The sequence below is a fragment of the Geobacter psychrophilus genome, assembly GCF_056821595.1.
The window spans coordinates 4,168,596-4,188,665 of record NZ_JBXDTU010000004.1 but is presented as its reverse complement, the minus strand read 5'-3'; the positions used below and the strand labels follow the sequence as shown (position 1 = coordinate 4,188,665).

The 20,070-nt window shown below is 48.1% G+C and carries 21 protein-coding genes; 3 read left to right on the top strand and 18 right to left on the bottom strand.

Annotated elements, in window-relative coordinates:
- The first annotated feature begins 376 nt into the window (after positions 1 to 376).
- The 3 genes from ACOCF6_RS22045 (at position 377) to ACOCF6_RS22035 (ending at position 4,047) form a co-directional block, all read left to right on the top strand.
- Positions 377 to 2,431 carry a nuclear transport factor 2 family protein gene (locus tag ACOCF6_RS22045; protein WP_482462480.1) on the top strand — a complete coding sequence of 685 codons (2,055 nt, stop codon included), beginning with the start codon at positions 377 to 379 and terminating at the stop codon, positions 2,429 to 2,431.
- Between the two features lie 1,068 nt (positions 2,432 to 3,499).
- Positions 3,500 to 3,817, top strand: coding sequence for an STAS domain-containing protein (locus tag ACOCF6_RS22040; RefSeq protein ID WP_482462479.1), 318 nt, complete (start codon positions 3,500 to 3,502; stop codon positions 3,815 to 3,817).
- Positions 3,818 to 3,879: 62 nt separating this feature from the next.
- Complete coding sequence (locus ACOCF6_RS22035) at positions 3,880 to 4,047, top strand: hypothetical protein (protein ID WP_482462478.1); 168 nt, start codon at positions 3,880 to 3,882, stop codon at positions 4,045 to 4,047.
- Between the two features lie 190 nt (positions 4,048 to 4,237).
- Here ACOCF6_RS22035 and arsS read toward each other — a convergent pair whose 3' ends face one another.
- The 18 genes from arsS to ACOCF6_RS21945 form a co-directional block, all read right to left on the bottom strand.
- On the bottom strand, positions 4,238 to 5,197 hold the full coding sequence (gene arsS / locus ACOCF6_RS22030) for an arsenosugar biosynthesis radical SAM (seleno)protein ArsS (protein WP_482462477.1): 960 nt from the start codon (positions 5,195 to 5,197) through the stop codon (positions 4,238 to 4,240).
- Between the two features lie 94 nt (positions 5,198 to 5,291).
- Complete coding sequence (locus ACOCF6_RS22025; protein ID WP_482462476.1) at positions 5,292 to 6,815, bottom strand: mercuric reductase; 1,524 nt, start codon at positions 6,813 to 6,815, stop codon at positions 5,292 to 5,294.
- 167 nt (positions 6,816 to 6,982) lie between these two features.
- Positions 6,983 to 7,366, bottom strand: a complete 384-nt coding sequence (locus tag ACOCF6_RS22020; protein ID WP_482462475.1) for a sulfite exporter TauE/SafE family protein — start codon at positions 7,364 to 7,366, stop codon at positions 6,983 to 6,985.
- Positions 7,367 to 7,824: 458 nt separating this feature from the next.
- Positions 7,825 to 8,553 (bottom strand): trehalose-phosphatase, encoded by a 729-nt coding sequence (locus ACOCF6_RS22015; RefSeq protein WP_482462474.1) that lies wholly within the window; start codon positions 8,551 to 8,553, stop codon positions 7,825 to 7,827.
- A 74-nt stretch (positions 8,554 to 8,627) separates the two neighbouring features.
- On the bottom strand, positions 8,628 to 10,484 hold the full coding sequence (locus ACOCF6_RS22010; RefSeq protein ID WP_482462473.1) for a tetratricopeptide repeat protein: 1,857 nt from the start codon (positions 10,482 to 10,484) through the stop codon (positions 8,628 to 8,630).
- Positions 10,481 to 11,071 carry a CHAP domain-containing protein gene (locus ACOCF6_RS22005; RefSeq protein WP_482462472.1) on the bottom strand — a complete coding sequence of 197 codons (591 nt, stop codon included), beginning with the start codon at positions 11,069 to 11,071 and terminating at the stop codon, positions 10,481 to 10,483. Before ACOCF6_RS22005 ends, ACOCF6_RS22010 begins: the two co-directional genes overlap by 4 nt.
- A 33-nt stretch (positions 11,072 to 11,104) precedes the next feature.
- Positions 11,105 to 12,166 (bottom strand): alpha/beta fold hydrolase, encoded by a 1,062-nt coding sequence (locus ACOCF6_RS22000; protein WP_482462471.1) that lies wholly within the window; start codon positions 12,164 to 12,166, stop codon positions 11,105 to 11,107.
- 97 nt (positions 12,167 to 12,263) lie between these two features.
- Positions 12,264 to 12,863, bottom strand: coding sequence for a peptidoglycan-associated lipoprotein Pal (gene pal / locus ACOCF6_RS21995; protein ID WP_482462470.1), 600 nt, complete (start codon positions 12,861 to 12,863; stop codon positions 12,264 to 12,266).
- A 551-nt stretch (positions 12,864 to 13,414) separates the two neighbouring features.
- Positions 13,415 to 13,819 carry an OsmC family protein gene (locus ACOCF6_RS21990; protein ID WP_482462469.1) on the bottom strand — a complete coding sequence of 135 codons (405 nt, stop codon included), beginning with the start codon at positions 13,817 to 13,819 and terminating at the stop codon, positions 13,415 to 13,417.
- 93 nt (positions 13,820 to 13,912) lie between these two features.
- A complete protein-coding gene (locus tag ACOCF6_RS21985) occupies positions 13,913 to 14,557 on the bottom strand; it encodes a cytochrome c biogenesis CcdA family protein (protein ID WP_482462468.1) in 645 nt (214 codons plus the stop codon).
- A complete protein-coding gene (locus ACOCF6_RS21980) occupies positions 14,557 to 14,958 on the bottom strand; it encodes a thioredoxin family protein (RefSeq protein ID WP_482462467.1) in 402 nt (133 codons plus the stop codon). The genes ACOCF6_RS21985 and ACOCF6_RS21980 overlap by 1 nt, the downstream gene beginning before the upstream one ends.
- 43 nt (positions 14,959 to 15,001) lie before the next feature.
- Positions 15,002 to 16,681: an FAD-dependent oxidoreductase gene (locus ACOCF6_RS21975; RefSeq protein WP_482462466.1), complete on the bottom strand. Its 1,680-nt coding sequence runs from the start codon at positions 16,679 to 16,681 to the stop codon at positions 15,002 to 15,004.
- A 63-nt stretch (positions 16,682 to 16,744) separates the two neighbouring features.
- Positions 16,745 to 17,053 (bottom strand): rhodanese-like domain-containing protein, encoded by a 309-nt coding sequence (locus ACOCF6_RS21970; protein WP_482462465.1) that lies wholly within the window; start codon positions 17,051 to 17,053, stop codon positions 16,745 to 16,747.
- A 63-nt stretch (positions 17,054 to 17,116) separates the two neighbouring features.
- Positions 17,117 to 17,296 carry a hypothetical protein gene (locus ACOCF6_RS21965; RefSeq protein ID WP_482462464.1) on the bottom strand — a complete coding sequence of 60 codons (180 nt, stop codon included), beginning with the start codon at positions 17,294 to 17,296 and terminating at the stop codon, positions 17,117 to 17,119.
- A 36-nt stretch (positions 17,297 to 17,332) separates the two neighbouring features.
- On the bottom strand, positions 17,333 to 17,548 hold the full coding sequence (locus tag ACOCF6_RS21960) for a hypothetical protein (protein ID WP_482462463.1): 216 nt from the start codon (positions 17,546 to 17,548) through the stop codon (positions 17,333 to 17,335).
- Positions 17,549 to 17,580: 32 nt separating this feature from the next.
- Positions 17,581 to 18,099, bottom strand: a complete 519-nt coding sequence (locus ACOCF6_RS21955) for a hypothetical protein (RefSeq protein WP_482462462.1) — start codon at positions 18,097 to 18,099, stop codon at positions 17,581 to 17,583.
- A 185-nt stretch (positions 18,100 to 18,284) separates the two neighbouring features.
- The gene (locus tag ACOCF6_RS21950) at positions 18,285 to 18,665 is read right to left on the bottom strand and encodes a NifB/NifX family molybdenum-iron cluster-binding protein (RefSeq protein WP_482462461.1); all 381 of its coding nucleotides are present in this window, start codon (positions 18,663 to 18,665) and stop codon (positions 18,285 to 18,287) included.
- A gap of 228 nt (positions 18,666 to 18,893) precedes the next feature.
- Positions 18,894 to 20,030: a radical SAM protein gene (locus ACOCF6_RS21945; RefSeq protein WP_482462460.1), complete on the bottom strand. Its 1,137-nt coding sequence runs from the start codon at positions 20,028 to 20,030 to the stop codon at positions 18,894 to 18,896.
- Positions 20,031 to 20,070: the final 40 nt, after the last annotated feature.

Sequence of the window (20,070 nt, the reverse complement as noted above, 5' to 3'; positions counted from 1 at the left end):
AGAACGGATCCAAACATTTCCTACCATTTAAATACAATATACAACTCCATAAAAATACTACATAAATTTATGTGGTTTTATCGATACAACATTTTCTGCATCCTGCACGAGGCGACCTTATAACAGGTAATTACCCCTGAGTGCGTTTATCCGCGTTTCAGTTCGTCCACTTCGCAGTGCACTTGCTTTGGGACGCCATGGCCTGAACGATGTCTCCAGGCAACGTCGGTATGTAATTGCTAATGGTAACTGTGTGGCCGGATAGTGCAAAAACAGGATTGACTGCCCAATAAAAAATCGCCATTTAGCGTTTTCACGTGATATCCTCCTATCAACCTGCACAACTCATCCGCATCTAAGACAAGAGGTTCGCCCAATGGTTGCAAGCGACTACCAGGAAATCAGGCAGCAGTTTGACGAATACCTGCAGATGTACTCGTCCCGCGATGATCGCCTTACCACGTATTTCAGTGATGATTTTTCCGGATTTACCGGAGGCGGGGATTTTCTCGTCAAGAATCGGGAGGAATGGGTCGCGATTACCCGCCAGGATTTTACTCAGGTCAAGGATCCGATCCGTATCGAGCTCAAGGATCTGGCAATCCAGTCTCTGTCTGACACGATCGCTGTAACTACCGGCTTCTTCGTCATTCATCTGCCCATTGAAGACCACATCCTGTCACGAGAGACCGCCCGCCTTGTACTGATATTCCGCAAGGAATCCACAGGCTGGAAAATCTCACACAGCAGTATCTCCATTCCTTATTACCTGGTTCGTGAGGGGGAGGTCTACCCTCTGCAGGAGTTGGTCGAACGCAATCAGCTCCTGGAAGAGCAGATTGCAGAACGGACTCGTCAGTTATCCGAGACAAATGAAAAGCTGACCAGAGAGATTGAAGAACACAAGCAGACGGAATCAGCCAATGCAAGATTATTGCTGCAACAGCACGCCATATTGAACAATCTGCCCATGATGGCCTGGCTCAAGGACTCGGAAAGTCGCCTCGAAATGGTAAACGAACAGTTTGCCAAAGTCTGTGGTCATACGGTGGAGGATTGTATTGGCAGGAGTGATCTTGAGTTATTCCCCATGGAAATGGCCAGGATGTATATCGCTGATGACCGTGAGGTGTGCAGCACAGGCAAAAAGAAGCAGGTGGAAGAACTGATCGCTACGCAGGACGGGATAAAATGGCACCTCACCTACAAGACTCCGCTCTTTGATGTTCAGGGTATGATAGCCGGTACAACCGGAATTGCCCTGGATATTTCCGGCCGCAAGGAGCACGAAAAAGAAGAACTGAAAATTCAGAAGCTGGAATCGCTGGGCGTGCTTGCCGGCGGTATTGCTCACGATTTCAACAATATTCTTACGGGGATCATTGGGAACATATCCCTGGCGAAGATGTCCATTGATGATTCGCACAAATCATACAATGCGCTGTTGGGAGCCGAAAAGGCATCGGTACGGGCCACGGAACTGGCTCGCCAACTCCTGACCTTTGCCCGTGGAGGTGAACCCGTAAAGAAGGTTGTTTCACTCCAGCAGCTCGTACACGAATCAGTGTCACTGGTGCTGCACGGTTCCAATGTCAAGGGTATCGTCAACATCCCCGATTCAATTCATGCCATACAAGCGGATGAAGGTCAGATCAGCCAGGTATTCCACAACATTATCATCAACGCTACGCAAGCGATGCCCGGCGGAGGCGTCTTAACCGTTTTAGCCAGAAACGAGACGCTTGGAGGCAATAATGTTTTGTCACTTTCTCCCGGCACCTATACCTGTCTGACCTTTAGCGATGAAGGCTGCGGTATATCGGAAGCTGATCTGTGTAAAATCTTTGACCCCTACTTCACCACCAAGGTCAGTGGAAACGGGTTGGGACTTGCCTCAAGCCACTCAATAATCATCAAGCATGGCGGACATATCAGCGTCAGTTCTATTGTAGACAAGGGAACGGTCTTCACAATCCTTCTGCCGTCAATCGGTGAGACCATTTCAGAATTTCAGACCGAATCAGATACACAGATTAACGGAGACCATAGCAGCGATTCAATTCTTGTCATGGACGACGAGGAGATGATCCGGGAACTGGCGGTAGGAATGCTGGAAGAAATCGGGTATCAGGTGACAACCTGTGTCGACGGATCAGAAGCCATCTGCCTCTACAAAAAAGCCCGGGAATCAGGAACGCCGTTCTCCGCAGTGATCATGGACCTGACGATTCCAGGAGGTATGGGCGGCAAGGAAGCGGCTGAAAAGCTTCTTGCGATTGATCCGGCCGTGTGCCTGATCGTTTCGAGCGGCTACTCAAATGATCCGATAATGTCTGACTACAGTACCTATGGATTTACCGGAGCAATTGCGAAGCCATACAGGATCAATGAACTGGCGCAAATACTGCGTTCGTCACTGTCAAATCGATAGATAATGAAGTTGAAGCTGATAAACACAGGTGGATGGGCAGGGACGCTGAGAGCGAGGGATGTTATGATGAGCTTACTAATTTCATGCTGTTCAAGCGTGATAAGGCTGTCTGAATCTTCATCTCAAGCCGATCGCAACTCTTCCCGGCCTGAAGATGATCTATGTCAGCCTGATAGACCAGCACACTGACGAGATGGCCCTGAGATGAAAGATTCATGAGGTGTATGTCAAGACAGCCAACCTTATTGCCTTCGACCAAATTTATAGCAGTCAACGGTATACCCACCTGGGCGGCAATGCCGGTGGTGTAATCTTTAATCAGTTGATGTGTGTCAGTGGTCATGCTTAGAGATATATAATAACAGTTTATAATTATCAAGTTTAAATTTTAGGCCCTTCACCCCCAGCTCTCTTAGTGATGCGTATGATTATATTCATAAAACTGGATAGTATACGCTACCAAAATCAGCGCCAGTAATATCAACGAAAAAACCAACATTATTACCACCTTCTTCTTGTTTTATCTGTTCTCCTGCGATACCTCATCATACCATATTACGGTCAGAAGCGTATCCTTCTTCCTCAGATCATGGACAAACGTACCGAACTGCTGTCGCTCCTCCGGAATAAGGGGTTGAGAGTCAGATGACGGCTGCATGCAGGTTGAATTCCCCTGATGTCCCCTACCCTTTACAATAACCCACAGTAAATTGAGGCCCACGCCAGTGCCTTGCGGATTTCCACCAGTTATTGAGGTCAAACGTGGTGCCGTAAACTGCCTGACGACTATCGTACCAGCCTATCTTGCTGCAATTACAGGGTTTGTGCTGCCATACAATACTTGCTCAGCTTTTGGCAGGCATATTGCTCTCACTACTGCGTACTGATCATCTGCAACAAGTCGTTTATTTGATGCACAACATTTCAAAGAGCTTCAATTTGTATCAAGCTGATTCAGTCTAGCGGGTTGGAACCTTACATTATCCGATGCCGACCGTCACCCTGGATATGCAGCAAATTGTGAAGTAATAAAGTAATTGCGGTTTCAATTGAGCTCAGGGGTCTGACATGAAAGTTTATATGGATCGAACGGTAGCACATTTAAAGGGCGACCTGACACAATCCGGGGTTGTTTATAATATTATCAACTTCTTAGCTGTCTCACTACAGAAGATCGTATCCGGAGGGTATAAGAAAATTCGCATTGATTGCGCAAAGATAGGTAAAGCTGACATCAGGGGGCTGCAAATTCTATACGTATGGACCCAGAGCGCAAGAACCAGAGGGGTGGAACCCGAACTGATCAATCTGCCCAACAGCCTGCGGAAGGATATGCAGAGAATGGGGTTTGAGTATTGTTTTACCGGCGTCAGCAATCAAAAGTAATGTACGTAATTTTGTAGTAAGGCAGGTAATAATTTCTTACACGGGAATGGAAGGGGGAAAGTATGTTCAACTATTTTAGTTTTTTATATGCATTAGCGGTGGTAACAGTTCTGATTCAGTTCCAGGCGTATTATATCTATCGCAACTCAAGCCTGGATACGGATATATCTGATCTGATCGGGATGCCGATCGAGAATGTATTCGAGTGTGAACGAACTGCAGAAGCATAACCATCCGGACAATGAAGTAAGAACATGATCTGCCTTCAATGATTGAATATTTAGAACAACAACGGCCGAAACCTGGGGAGGTTCCGGCCGTTGTTGTCAAATGACTGCCGGTAATATCGGTAGCATGACACGGGGCAACTCCACCATCAAGATCCCCGGAGTGACCGTTATGTCATACTGTTACCGTGAGCTACTGCACCAAAGCCCCGGTACAGCTGGAACCCTCGCCAGCGGTACAGCAATAACAGTGCTGGGCAAGGTCGATTTGTTTCCCGTTCATCCCCGCATCATCCAGTTCTGAAATTGTTATCTCAGAGCCGTCATCCGCCGTAATCGGCATCCCCAGGGCCTGATTGAAATCGCAGTTGTAAATCTTTCCCTCCCAATCGACACTGATCAGTGTGCGACACATGATATTGCCGGCGGCCTCGGGATTGAAGCGACCTGCCAGCATGCGCAGGTAATCAGGGTACGTGCCGGCGGCTTCGAGATGCTCACGGAAACGCCCAATCGGAGCGTTCGTGATGGTGAAAAGATGGTTGAAGATGATACCGTGGTTGACGAACAGTTCGGTCTTGTACGCTGCTTCCAACCCCTGCTGACTGCCGGGAACAAAATCACCCCCCGGATTGTAGACCAGATTGAGCTCCACCTCTGTTCCATAGCCGAGGGAGTTCAGACGCTTCAGCACCTGAATGCACTTCTGATACACACCGCTGCCACGCTGCCCGTCAACATTCTCCTCCAGGTAACAGGGGAGCGAACCGATGATGGTCAGTTCATGTCTTCGACAAAACTCCGGCAGCCACTCCCACCCCTGCTCGGCCATGATTGCAAGATTGCTGCGCAGCATCCGGTGTGGAGCCAATCCCGCTGTCTGTTCAATCAAAAACCGGAAGTTCGGATTCATCTCAGGACAACCACCGGTTATGTCCAGAGTAAGACCGGGATGACGCATGAGAAAACCGGCGATCTGCTCCATAACGTCCTGCCCCATGGCTTCCGTGCCACGACGGGAGGCGTTGACATGGCAGTGTGTGCAATGCAGGTTGCAAAGGTTGCCCAGATTTACCTGCAGGGTATGCAGGCTTTCAAAGGTCTCGTATTCCGGATTTACCGACTGAAGGCGGTCTTTGAATGATGGCACCATGTTACGTGATAACTCCTTTTATAGTAGTTTCCCGGATGCTGTTGAAATATAAATTCTGACCTGAGCCAGTGCGATCATTTTGATATTCATAGAACTATCCCCTCTGCCATTTCAGCCAGCCGGAAAGCAGATTCTTCACAAAAGGCGTCAGCCGCGTCCGGTTATAGGCGTCAGCCAGACGTTTGATAACCTCGGCCTGGGTCGGATAGGGGTGAATGGTCTTGCCGATGGCCGCGATTCCGAGATCATTGGTGATGGCCAGCGAAAACTCGTTGATCATCTCGCCGGCATGGCGGGCGACAATGGTGGCACCAAGTATCCTGTCCGTTCCCTTGCGCAGATGAACACGGGCAAAACCTGCGGCTTCACCGTCAAGCACAGCCCGGTCGATGTCGGACAGCGGCACCGTGAGTGTAGTGAATTCAATCCCTTTTTCCCTGGCATCAGCTTCGTACATCCCCACATGGGCAATCTCCGGGTCGGTGTAGGTGCACCAGGGAATGGTGAGGGCCGATGTCTTCTGTCTTCCCATGAAGAGGGCGTTGGCAATCAGGATGCGGGCCAGGGCATCGGCAGTGTGGGTGAACTTGAAGGGGAAGCAGATGTCGCCGGCGGCATAAACATTCGGATTTGAGGTCTGCAGCTTGTCACTGACCAGGACACCTGTCCGGTCAAACGTGATGCCGGCCTTCTCCAGACCGAGTCCATCCAGATTGGGCGCGCGTCCAACTCCTACCAATATGGCGTCCACGGTCACATCCAGTTGCCTGCCATCACGTTCCAGCTGGAGAATCTTGTCGCTGCCGCTTGTTGTGACTCCGATGATCTTCACCCCCAGCTGCAGATCAATCCCCTCTCGAACAAACGCGCCATGGAGAATCCCGGCGGCATCGCCATCTTCGCGGCCAAGTATCTGGGCTCCCGCTTCGATCAGGGTGATGCGGCTGCCAAAACGGGCAAATGACTGTGCCATCTCGCAACCGATGGGGCCGGCACCGATAACCGCCATGCGCGCTGGAAGTTCGGTAATGGCGAAGATGGTCTCGTTGGTAAGGTACCCGGCCTCTTCCAGCCCCGGTATGGGGGGCACGGCGGCACGGGCGCCGGTGCAGACCGCGGCTTTCTTGAAGCGCAGGGCCTTGCCCGCCACCTCAACCGTGCCGCGACCGCTGAAACTTCCCTGCCCAATAAATACATCAACCCCCAGTTCGTCGCGGAAGCGACGGGCCGAGTCATGATGACTGATATCAGCCCGCAGGCGGCGCATCCGTTCCATAGCAGTGCCAAAGTCAAAACCAAGACCTGCACCACCCTGTATTCCAAATTCAGCGGAGGTTCGCGCATCATGGAGCACACGGGACGCCCGGATAACCGCCTTGGATGGTACGCAGCCGACATTCAGGCAGTCGCCCCCCAGCAGATGCCGCTCGATCAGGGCCACTTTTGCCCCCAGTCCGGCTGCACCGGCAGCCGATATCAAGCCGGCCGTACCGCCACCGATCACTACCAGGTTGTAGCACGGTGCCGGCTCGGGATTGCCCCAGTCTGACGGATGAACATTGGTTACCAGGGTTTCATTGTGTGCATCATGGGGTAATACATCAATATTCGCGGCCATGGTGTTACTCCGTTACAAATCAGTTTCAGCAGCAGGACCCGCCACTGCATGGGTCGCCAGCTGACTCCTAAGTCGTCGCCGGTGCACAATCTCTGCTTTTTTATTTTTTCTCTTTTCAGTGACAACTTAGGTGCAACAACGCGTCTGCAGCTATCATGCAAAGACGTTCACAACCAACCGAGGCGTTTACATGCACCGTAGACAAGGTAGACTCCCACGCAGGAAACAAACAACCCGAATACGAGACGTAGATGGGGACCTTTCATCTGATTTGCAAGGAATGAACCTCCCCAGGCGCCAATGAACATGGTAGCTGCAATAATCATTGCAGCTCTGATATCCACATTCCCGTTCCGATAGAATTCAAGAGTCGCTGCAAGTCCGATAGGTGGAAGCAATACGGCCAGACTGGTTCCTGTTGCTTTGTGTTGTGAAAATCCGGCCCAGTAGATTAGAGCCGGGACAATGACAATACCTCCACCGACACCGAAAAGACCTGACGCCGCACCTCCAAATAATCCAATTATTGCAAAAACAAGCCACTGAGACATAATAATTTCTCCGTTCAGCAGTATGACATCTGTTTAAATAATCTCATATACAATAAGTCCACAGTTGACTGCCATTAAAGACAGGGCAACAATGAACAGGTAGTCTGCGATATTCGTCAACAGGTTTTTTCGTTTGAGATGATTCCTCATTTTCAAGGCAGCATAAGAAAGAATACAACAGATGAGAAACAGAAATGCGTCGACGGCGATTAATTCCTGCCCGTAATGAGACGCCCGCACTCCACCTAAGTGTCGCATTATCCCTATGACGGTCAAACAGACACCGACAAGAGTCGCCGAGACGGTAAAAATATGGATTGTAAGATCAAGTTCGACAATTGCCTTCGATGGTTCCTGTGACATAGAATCACCTTCGTAGTGTAAGCAGCAATAATCCAGCGTTGCTTAGGAATGTTATAGAAACATAAAATGTACAACCATCAACATAGATAGGATTTTCATGGCTTATTCACTATAGTATCAATCATAGCAATAAGGGCTGAGGAGTCCTTTACATAGTTTGCACCAGGCACATTGAGGTCGTTACCAACCATTATGGCTGTACCGCCAAATAACATCGTCCACCACAACGCTACAGCATCGCTTTCATCTCCGCCCGCATATATGATGGAATCAACTGTTGGATCAATATCGAACATCCGAGCAAGATAGCTGATTCCGACGGACTTATTAAATCCTGGGATCAACTGAATATCAATCCGATCAAGCCCGCAGTTTACAGTTAACCCGTGTTTCACTGACCATGCACATATTTTCCTTTCAACATTAATCCAGGAATTAAACTTTAATCGCTTGGTATCAACTGCAATCGACCATAGCTTGTCATCCATTTTAATGCCTGCCCCGGAAACAATTTTACTCAGCTCTGGTAGGATTTTAAGACGACATCGTATCAGGTCGTCCTCACGCTCCCTGAATGTTCCAATGCGGTAGCCACTCGGAAGTTGCCATTCAATGCCGTTACAACCGCCAATGATACAACCTGGTATGTTGATCAGCCCGGCTATATCGTAAATATTCCTGCTCGAAACAATAACCACTTGATCCGATGAAACGTCTGCCAGTCTTCTCAATAGAGCGTCGCATGCAGGATCCAATTGGGTTGTAGCGCAATTAATTCCATCCGTAGCTGTAGTTCCGTCGAAGTCAAATATCCATAAGCGCATATCAGCAGCGTCCCTTCAGTGTAGGTTTCGTATAATATCCGGAAGCGCCAGATGCAGTATTCCTCATGCGTAACTCACTTTTTTTTAGTTGCTTTCTTGCTGGGCGCCTGCTTTTTTCCAACACGCCTACCTTTTTTTGAAATGCTCTTTTTATGGAGCTTAGAATTACTTCTTATGCTGCTGAGAAGCAGTTGTGGTTCTGCTAACGTTGGGTCTGCATTGCTGGCTGCTTCAAGGGTCTCGCGCGATTCGGAGATTCTACCGGTTTTCATGTAGGTTCGCCCCAGAGCCAAAAGCATTTTGGCATTACCCGGTTGCAATTCGATCGCCTTTTTGTACTCAGTGACAGCCAGGTCGTATTCTTTCTTGAGCTCATAGACTATTCCCAAGCGGTAGTGACGTTGGGGATCATCCGGAGCCCTTTCCAACCAATCCTTTACGAATGTAGTAAGATCATCGTATCGCTTCTGCTTAACATACAGGGTTATCAGTGCATTGCGTGCAGCATCATCCTCGCTGAACAACCTGAGAACATCCTTGTAATGCTGTTCAGCCTTCGCGGTTTGGGCACCTCGCAGGAATATTCTTGCCAGTTCGCGGTGCCCTTCAAGATTGTTCGTGTCCAGCCGGACCGCTGTTTCATATTCAGTCACGGCATTTTTTAGATCCTTCATCCGGTCGTATACCCGCCCCAAATTCAGGTGATAGAGGGGATTGTCTTCCCTGAGATGTATCAGTTCCCGGTACTGGTCTGCTGCTTCCTTGAAGCTGCCACGCCAGGTAAATATTTCCGCCAGCCTGCGATGAGCGTTAACGTTTCCTGGTTCGTGAATTATGGACAAACGATAAGCCGAGATTGCTTCATCAAGCTGACCACCTCGTTCACGGAGTAAACCCAAGTCATAGAACGCAGTACCGTCTTTGAAACCGGCCTTGATAAGCGCTGTGAGCGTTGCCAAGGCGGCATCGTCTCGACCGGCCGACATTTGGGCTTTTGCCAATTTATACTGTACGTACTGCCAGGTGGGACGACCATCAAGTGCCGTCTGATAGGCACTGATCGCCTGACCAAATTCCCTGACTTTCATTAACTCATCACCCTTGCGGGCGAAATCATCGGGATTGATGGAGACATCAACTCCAGCCAGAAGAAACTCCTTTCGTGCAGCCTCACGCTCACCTTTCTCCATGAGTACTTCTGCCAGCAGACGGTGGCCTTCCTTTTCAGATGAATTGTTGCGAATGTACGAATTCAGCTCTTCAATCGCCCGGTCAAGTCGACCGGCCTTTCGATAGACATCTGCCAATCCCAACTGAAACTTCACTTCGGTGGGTTTAAGTTTCCTTAGCCGGACAAACTCTTCTTCTGCCTTGTCAAATTGCCCAAGCTGCATATATGCCTGCGCACAACCGGTATGGATTTCTACGTCATCGGGAAAGGCTTTGAGTGCTTCACTATAGTGAAAGAGAACCAGTGAGGGGAGAGAACCATTGCCCATGATATGAGCAAGGGCGCGGTGATAGCGGGGATCGGATCGTCCCATGAGTCCTTTGGTCAGCTCAACTGAGGCTTCTTCTTTAAATCCGTGTTCACTTAGAAGCAGCCCCAGGTTGCCATGGGCTTCGGCAATAGTTGTGTCCTTGGCCAGCGCCTCACGGTAGAGAGCCATTGCGGTATCTGGCTTTGCGGTTTTCTCTGACTGGCGGGCCTTTATGAACAATCCGGCGGAACCATCCGGACACGCCTTGAGAATGGTTTCTTCCAGTTTTGATCGTTTGATGGGGTCTGACGTTGCTGAAAGTGTGTCGAGGGTTGTACGCGTTTCTACACAGGGGTCAGATTTTCCCAGACCCCAGCCAAATCCGCAACAGAACAGAATCACCGCCAACAGCAGAGCTATACTGGAGACCGTTGATCGGCAATAGCTCATAGTTCTCTCACGGTGAACTGGATAAACTGATTCAAGGTTTCCCTGAATTTATCAAGTAGACTGTCATCATTACGCCATTCGCTAATTTCTTGCGATTCAGCCAATTCAGGAGACCAGATTTGCTCAACGGAAGTAAGCGCTATATTTTTTCGTAAACTCCTTTGATAATATTTCTTCGTGACACCACAACAGAGAGCTCTCTTCCACTCACCCTCATTTTTTGTATGCCAGCGTTTTTTATACTCATCATAGGATATTTGCCCTCCTAAATTCATCTCACTTACATCAATTGTAGTTGCTGTGCCCTGGCTATCCAGGTGCACTTTTTCAACATAGGCGACATGCCAGTAATTTCCGAGGTCGAATATAGCGACATCTCCTTCCTCGACTTTTGCAGTCTCCTTGTTTTTGAGGGCTGTAATTTCAGCATCGGTTTTCGGTATAGGGAAAGAAGGGACTTTGGATTTGACATAATCAACGCAATATCCTCCCCTATTCATCCAGTCATCACAGTTGCAGCGGGCAAAACTATTTTCACTCACAGCAATCAGTGTAAATATCATAATAATTTCAAAGCAAAGCTTCATAAAACCTCCGTTAACGCACCTTATTCCTACGTATCAATAGCTGATTTCCCTACAGGCGGCTCCAGATTGATTCTTTTCTTCAGGTACTCCGAAAATCAAGGTTGATGCGCACTTCGAAGCAAACATTTCTTCATAACTGTGCCCTACTCCAATAACTTCATAGGCATGGTGCTTGAGCTTGGTCTGATTGTCGGCCAGGTGATGTTCATAACGTATATATGCCAAGCCACGTTTCAGACGATTTCCACCTTGGGCCTCGGCACCGCAAGATTTGTCCAGCAGCCTGTGATTCGAATCTTTATCTTCAGTCCCCAGCAGATAGGTGACATCGCGATTTGCATAACGCATAAATAGCTGTTGCCCTGAGCGGTTTCCCGCATAAGGTATGCATTTATCCGTTCCATAACGGTAATCATTGTAGGTGGGACAGGCCCCGGCATCGTAGGAAGTAAAACCGTGTCCACTTGGTCTTTCGTGGGTGAAGTATAGATAAGACGGGGAGTTTGCAACAACGTAGTGCAGATCTACACCTGCAGATTGAATTTTTTTGTGGATTTTATTTAAGGCCGCATAACGCTGAACAAATGCCCCGCCATCCGAATGCCCCGCTAGTACGATACTTACCAGGGAAGGGAAACGGCTCTTATCAGTCACAAGAGACAACATGTCGTCGTATACCTGATACGAACTTAGATGCGGAGTGTTAATTGAAACATCACCACTCGGCCAGCCCATAATCCTCCAGAAGGGAAAATATTGAAGATCTTCAACCCCGATGTCCGGAGTAGCAAAGAAGTCTGGTGCAATCAGCAGAGTCTTATCCGTGTTTATGCCGCTAGCCATCATCTGCTTCATTACGGCCTTGAAATAATCCAGGCCGTTTCGCTGTAAGCCGTGCTGGATAACAACTACATGCTTGATTCGACTCAGATCTGAATTCATAGACCTGCTGGCATAGACGGAGAAGTTATATTTCCCCACACCTTTGCCTAATTCTACCCTCTGACGTTGATGGGAAGTAACAGGTTTATCCGTTGCCATTCCAGAACTGGTAAATGCAATTAACAGGATAATCGTTAACAAAAAATTATTCATAATTTTTGCCTATAAACTTTATAGCAATAAAAGCCTCGATATCTCAGGAGGTCAGAACCAGGGCCGGCAGGTATCACCGGCCCATCGCTGTTTCGACTTACTTCGTTATAACAACGAATTCATCGCGCCGGTTTTTTGCCATGGCGGCCTCATCACTTCCCAGAACAGCAGGTTTTTCTTTACCGTAGCTGATTGTTGAAAGCCTGGCAGGCTTGATGCCAAGAGTTAGCAGGTACTGCTGGGCAGATTTGGCGCGGCGCTCGCCAAGCGCCAGATTGTACTCTGCAGATCCGCGTTCATCGCAGTTACCTTCGATACGGATTTTAACCGAGGATTCTTTCATCAGAACTGAGGCATTTTTTATCAATGTGTTACGTGCGGACTCAGACAGGTTGGCTGAATCAAAATCGAAATAAATCTTTTCCAGAGCGGTCTGAAGTTGTGAGGTAGATGAAGATTTCTGTTCCTGCTGGCCAGGAGCAATGGTGTTGTTCGTGGTGGCAACCTGAGAAGCAGGAGCTGTAGCGGCCTGTTTGGGTGATGTTACGGTGGGCTTTGATTGATCAGCCTGTTTGGCAACTGATGAAGAAACGATACCTTCGTCTTTTTTTACAACGTCCTGAGTTGCACAACCGGCAGTCATGGACATGGCAATTGAAAACAGGGCAGCAACATACAACGATTTGCGCATTAGCATGGGAATTACTCCTTTAAATATGGAATTGTAGAATACAGAATACAGGCGCACGGATGCACCTTATTCAGAGTCAGGTAACGGTCTGGATTAGAAGTTAAAACTTATGCGAGAGGGGGTAATACCGGGGGAGCTCGTGGCGGTAAAGGGCTCAGCGACAACAGAGGTACGGGCAAATAAACGGGATGTACTGCAGGGGAAAAATCTTCAGTGGGAAGAAAAACGAGGGTCGGCAGATTTGTTATAACGGGGTCTACATCGATCTTTACGACAGACTGTACAATTGTGCGGGCAGAAGTATTTTCCAGAACCGCACGCCGCATCGGCTTGGGCTTATGCGGACGCGAAAAGTCGGGCACCCTCATCCCCACAAAAACCAGAAACAGTGGGATCATGAAGGTTATGAAGCGTATGCAACGGCTGTGTTTTGCAAACATACTCATAGTGCCAACGTACCAGATTCTTTAAATCAATACAAGACGGTTAAATTCTGAACAGGGCAGCACTTTTCAGTACCCGAACGACACTGGACAAGCTTCAATCCCGATTGCAGTCTATGGCCTCTTGGCGGTTATTACAAATTCAGGCGGATCTGCAATAACCTTTTTGACCGTGCAGAGTTCCGCTGTCTTTATTATAGCGTTATGATATTTTTCGGGGAAATCGGGTGGAAGCAAGATATCCAATGTCAACCTTGAGAGCCTGTTTTTCCCCGCTTCATCGGCGCTAAACTCCATATTTTGTGTCAGCAGCATACCCTCTGTGTCTATCCCACGCTGCTGACAGAAACTGAGGACATAAATCCCCGCGCAGGTGCCGAGCGATGCCAAAAAATAGTTAAAGGGACTTGGAGCAGTGCCTTCTCCACCATCTTCTACCGGTTGGTCTGTTGGAATGACAATCCCACCCATTTCCGCATTGACTTTCTTCCCGCCAGGGAACGTTATTTTTATCTCCAACTTTTTCCTCCTTCCATGCGAGTTAACATACTACTCTTAACCACCTGACTGACTTATTTCTCCATTATAATACTCGCAGCAAAAACGGCTAAATTACTTAAATGCTACATTGCCTGCAATGATCGAATATAACCCGAAAGCGACCAGTATGCCTCCGGTCACATAGCGCAGAATTGAATCATGCTTCAACAACCCTTTGATTTTGTTCTGTAACAGTTGCGATGAATAGCCTACAATCAGCATGGGTATTGCCAGGCCTATGGAATAAAAACCCAGCAATAGTATGCCGCTTGCCAACTGCCCGCTTGTGGCAACCATGGTCAGGGTACTTGAAAGAAACGGTCCAACACACGGCACCCAGATGACACCGAGTGCCATACCGAGGATCAGACCGCCAATACGCCCTTCACCTTTAACCCGGATGTTGGAAAGCTGGTAAAACTGTTTAAAAATGCTCACGTCGAACATAACCATCAATCCCATCAAAACGATTATCGCCGCACCCACGATCTCGATATAACGGGTTTTACCAATCAAGAGCGCCCCGAAAAGTGACGAGATCGCTCCCATTGCCATGAAGGATAGCGACAGGCCGGTTACGACTATCACTGGCCGGAGGCGGTCATTCCGCTCCGCTCCCGCCATAATGATCGGAATGACCGGAAGGACGCAGGGCGATAGTACACTTGCTAGTCCTGCGCCAACAGCCATCATGATGTTTATGATGCTGACGTCCATTATTTCAGGCCGTCCAGAGCAGATGACAGCGTCTCGATACTTTGGATGCCCGGAGGAAACACCTTGCTTATTTTGCCCGTCTTATCGACCAGCACGAGGGATGGAAGGCTTCTGACGCCATAATCGTAGAACGCTTTCTGATCGTTCTGATCCATGGCATTTACACTGGCAATATTAAAGCTGGCTTTTTTATCCTTTGTCAGCTTATCAAGGATTCCTTTCTGTGCCTTGCATGGCCCACCGTATGGGTTCTGGAAAAATACGAGTGTTGCTTTCCCATTGGCTCCAATTGTCTGCTTCAGTTCCGGTGTGCTGAGTGGTGCAGGCGTTCCCCCGGCAAAAGCGAACCCGGCGGCCATCAATAATGCTGCAGTTACCGCAGTTACGATTGTTGTTTTCATCTCTACTCTCCATTGTATTTTTATGTTCACCGTCAGGAACGGCTTAGATTGTGTTTCTTAGATCGTACGGCCAGGCAAGTATGCCGCCATCCATGAACTTGGTATTTTCAAATCCGGCTGCATCAAGAATCTTTTGGGCTTCGTAACCACGCAGACTGACCTTGCAGAAGGTGACTATTTCTTTATCTCTCGGTAGTTCCTCCAGCTTTTCTCTCAGCATACCCAAGGGAATCAGCTTCGCCCCCTCGATGCCAATCTCGCCATGTTCTGCCGGAGAGCGCACATCAAGCAGGATGAAATCGACCTCTTCATCAAATTTGCGTTTGACTTCATGCGGCGAGATACCTCTGGCATGGCCGGCAAGTTTGTTTTTAAGGATATCCGCTGCCACAATGAGGTTGTCCATAGCGGCCGAATATGGCGGAGCATAGGCAAGATCTAACTGGGACAACTGGTCAGCTGTTGCGTGGAAGGTTATGGCGGTTGCAGCAGCGTCGAGGCGCTTGTCTACGGCACCTTCACCTACTGCCTGCAGGCCGAGAAGCCGGCCTGTTTTACGCTCTGCAATCAGCTTGAGGACAATCGGTTTTGCACCGGGGAAAAAGTGGGCTTTGTCATGGGCCGGAGAGAGAGCTGTTTCTATATCAAAACCATTGGCCCGCGCCTCGGTTTCGCTCAGTCCGGTCTTGCCCGCATTGATATTGAAAACTCTCAGTATGCTGGTGCCGATAACACCGGCAAAGGAGGCTTCACCACCGGCAGCATTGATTCCGGCAACACGCCCCTGCTTATTGGCCGTACTGCCTAGCGGAATGTGTACCTTTTTTCCTGTGATCAGGTGTGTGGTTTCACAGCAGTCACCGCAGGCGTATATATCGGGATCGTTGGTGCATAGTCGCAGATCAACCGAAATGGCTCCGGTCGCACCTATTTCAAGACCGGCGGCGCTGGCCAGTCCGATATTGGGAGTAACACCGGGGGCAAGGACAACCAGGTCTGCAGGCAATTCCTGTTCGCCGATGAGCACCGCTTCCACAGAGGTATTCCCAATAAAACCTGTTACTGCACAGCCCGTAATGACCATCACACCATGCTGCTTGAGTTGTTTTTCTACCAGAAAGGCCATTTCAGGGTCCAGCACTCCAGGTAGGAGCTGATCACGCATTTCGATGACCGTCACCTGCATTCCTTTTTGCTGTAATGCCTCTGCAGTTTCCAGACCGATCAATCCACCACCGACAATACATGCCTTGCTGCCAGAAATAGCGCACGCCTTCAACAGCTCAGCATCTTCAATGGATTTAACGGTCAGAATGTTGGCCAGATGCACATTATTGATTTTGGGAATAAAGGGTGTGCTGCCTGTTGCAAGAATTAAACGGTCATAGGCAAGAGTAGAATATTGGCCTGATGTTGTTTCAAGCAGGTGAACAACCTTTGCTTCACGATCAATACTGGTTACTTCGGCATGTGTCTTAACAGTTACGCCTTTGACCTTTTTAAAGAAATTTGCATCCCGTACAACACCAACCGCCGTACTCATCAATTCCTTCACGTCTGCAACAGTATCTGAAACAAAATAGGGAATGCCGCACGCTCCGTACGAGATAAAAGCACCTCTATCAACCATGGTTACGTCGGCTTTGGGGTTAATCCGCTTCGCTTTCGAGGCAGCCTTGGCTCCGGCAGCATTTGCTCCGATTACAACAATCCGCATCTTCATGCTTACTCTCCCGTATGAATAAATAGGCAGCCCTTCAGAACTGCAATTAACAATATCTCTCTGCTATTTTTCCTGACGCCGACCAGCTTGTCTCCAGGCAGACATATGCCCTTCGAGGAGTGTAATATTTCGATAACCTAAAACACCCAACAGACTCTTGACAATTTGGGCACGAGGGCCGTGCTCACAAGTCACCACCAGTTCAGTGTTTTTGTCTGATGGTATACGAGCCATCCGAAACAGGATCTTGAATGCAGGCGAATGAAGTGCTCCTGGTATATGTCCACTCCGGAATTCAAAACCGCTGCGGACGTCAAGAACAGTGGGAGGCTGCTTGGACTTCATTCGTTTCAACAATTCTTGGGGGAGCATTGTAAAATTCCTTTTTTTCTCTCCAGCCACAGTCAATCCACTGTCATTGGGGAGGCTCTAGAGTTATTTCTTTGCTTCTTCACCAACAGCTTTTGAAAACCTGCCGCCTGTCACCATCGGGCCTCCCTTGTAGCCAAGTGCTTTCCAACCCATGCGTGTGCCACCAAGGTGACACTCACCACACTGAAGAGCTTCTTCTTTGGGAGCCACTTCTTGGCTGACATAATAATATGAGGCCGGCATTGCTCCTGTTTTTGAAGCCGATTTAATAACACTTATTTAAATTTTATGACTGATATCTCTGAATATCCGGTAAGCCAGCAACACAAAGGGCCAGGCATGCCAAAACAGGTCAAAGACATCAATTGGCCTTTTCAGTGTGCCGTCCATCAACATCCTGAGTTTTTCAACAATGTGGGGTTGAGGGAAAAATGGTGCAAATCCCAGCAAAAGCACAAGCGGGATGAGGAACTTATAGTCGAGCAGAGTATTCATTGGTTCTCACATCCTTTACCCAATTTCGCTAATTAACAACCAGCCGTTTTCTTAAACATCTTGCTGTTGTTTTTGCCCTCATTTTTTTCATATTTGCATCGGATTTCATCACCTTCGACTATCCGCTTGTCCTTGAACTTGTCCAAAGTCAGTTCGTCAGTAACGAGAATCGTAACGGATTCTCCCGTTTTGGTGTCTTTAAGAATTGCAGTAGCTGCTTTTCCGTCTGAGGACAGCTCAATCGTTGAGATCGCACCAATCATTTTTGCTTCATCAGCACTGGCTGTTTGTGCAAAAACAAATGTTAAAATGGCAAACATGCTGAACAGGATTACTATTGAAGAGATTTTTTTCACAATGAGACTCCTTATTGGTATGGTTTGATTTTGACTGCAATATTCCGAGTCATATAATTTCTGCATGTTGATGGCTTTGTCTTTTTCATGGGCGGCTCCTGAAATAGCCAGCGCCATTTGCCCGACAAGCGCTTTGGCCACCTTGAATCGAGCACCGGCCAGAAGCCGCTGAACCGTGCCACATGAGACTCCCATGCTCACTCCTTGCCTCTTCCTGTGTCATTGTTTCAGCGTCACACAGATGCAGGGCTTCTAACTCATCCTGAGCAAGATGAATTACATCCAGATCTTTCAAAGGTGTCCCGGCCGGCTTGAAAACGGCGGAGTAACCAGCTCGGTATGGACAGACACATGTTCTTGTTTTACGCGGTCGCGCCATGTTAATGTGAACACCCGTGATCGTGACCATGGCCGCCACAGGTATGGCCCGGAAGATACTCCTGGAGTGTTCCGACTTTCAGCATGTCAATATTTTCAGAAATTGATCCGTCATGAGCCTTAAACGCCCTTATCCCGGTCATATTTAGTTTATGGAGAGCACCACCGCCGATACCTCCAACAACAATGGCGTCAACATGATGTCCACCAAGTCCTGCTACCGGATTGCAGGCACCGTGTTGATGAATCTGGTCGCTGTTACTTATCGACGTAATTTCGCTCGTAGTCACATCTACGATCAAAAACTCCGGTGCTGACCCGAAATGGTTGAATATCTGACTCGCCAATCCCTGATTTACCACTACCGGAAAACAAACTTTCATAGTGTATCTCCTTGTTGTTTCGTGAATATACACAATTTACTATTACAGATATATGAATGTCAATATATTTGTAATATTGAATTATACGTGGATGCGGTATTTAATGACAAACGGGATTTATGGATCTAATAAAATGGAATGGGGATATCGTGCGGAAGCATCCGTTAACAAAAAATATTGGCCATTCGTGTACTTGCTGTTTTGAGCTCACACGGTCCATACAGAGGTTCACAAATACTTGTCAATACCCAAATGCTGAACAAGTCTGTCAAAATCTTTCAACCCTGTTCTTGCCATCATATTCAGAAGGGCAAATCCTTCGAATGGCCAGGCAATACGTTCCAGACCAGGTTCAGTGCAAACGTTACATCCAGGAAATTCCCCGACTTTTTTTCGAATCCGGTCGGCAACCGGACTACGAAACAGTTCACTCAGTGACTGATCATTAATATTTCCGAGTGTTATCGGCACTATAGGGCAGGTAAATACATTGCCGTTGTGCCTGATAAACAGGGTGTTAAAACCGGCAGAACAAGGCTTTTGAATCTTGCCGCTCCTCAGGTAGCCAAGTAGCGCCTCACGGTGCCCGCTCCATGCAAATCGTTGACCTTCGTAAAATCGAATGATCGACAAGATTTCAGCGGGATTGAAATGCAGTTCGGCCTCTTTCTCACTATTTATAAACCGGTTGGAAGTAATAATTCGTGGAGATATAATAGTGAACAGGCCGTTTTCTTCAGCATAATCGGCAATATTATCAAGCTCATACACATTCAGCGGTACAATAGTGGTCTTAATACCGAGGATTAGGTTAGAATTGGTCTTTCTGATGTTGTAGAGCCCTGACAGGGTTTCCTGTAGCTTTTTCCAAGCTCCAGAGTAGTTTCTGATCCGGTCGTGAAGTTCTCCTGCCGCATCCATTCCACACGCGAGAACCAGATCAATGCCCCTTATTTGCAGTGCTCCGATTATTTCCCGAGTACGATCCAGAATCCTGTCGGTCAAAATTCCATTTGTGGTAATTGCTATTGTTCGTAGTTCCGGAAAGTTAGCTGACTGAAGGTCACAAATTCCCTGTAGAAGTTTGTCCAGATCCTTCCATAAAAACGGCTCCCCTCCAGTTAAATCCAGTTCTTTAAGATATCGGAGTTCTTCTGATGAGAGGAGTTTCAGCCAACCGGCAAGATCAATATCTTTAATCTGCGCAGGAATCTTCCAGATATTGCACATAATGCATTGGCACATGCAATGGTGTGTGATTTCAAGACTTAATGCCTCAAGCCGATGTGGCTTGCCGGATTTTTTCAGCCGACGACATCGAATGCCGTTGCAGCTGAGTTTCCAGATACGATGGATGGTATTCATACTTGGCTTCCAGAACAAAAATTGATGTAATTAATGACAC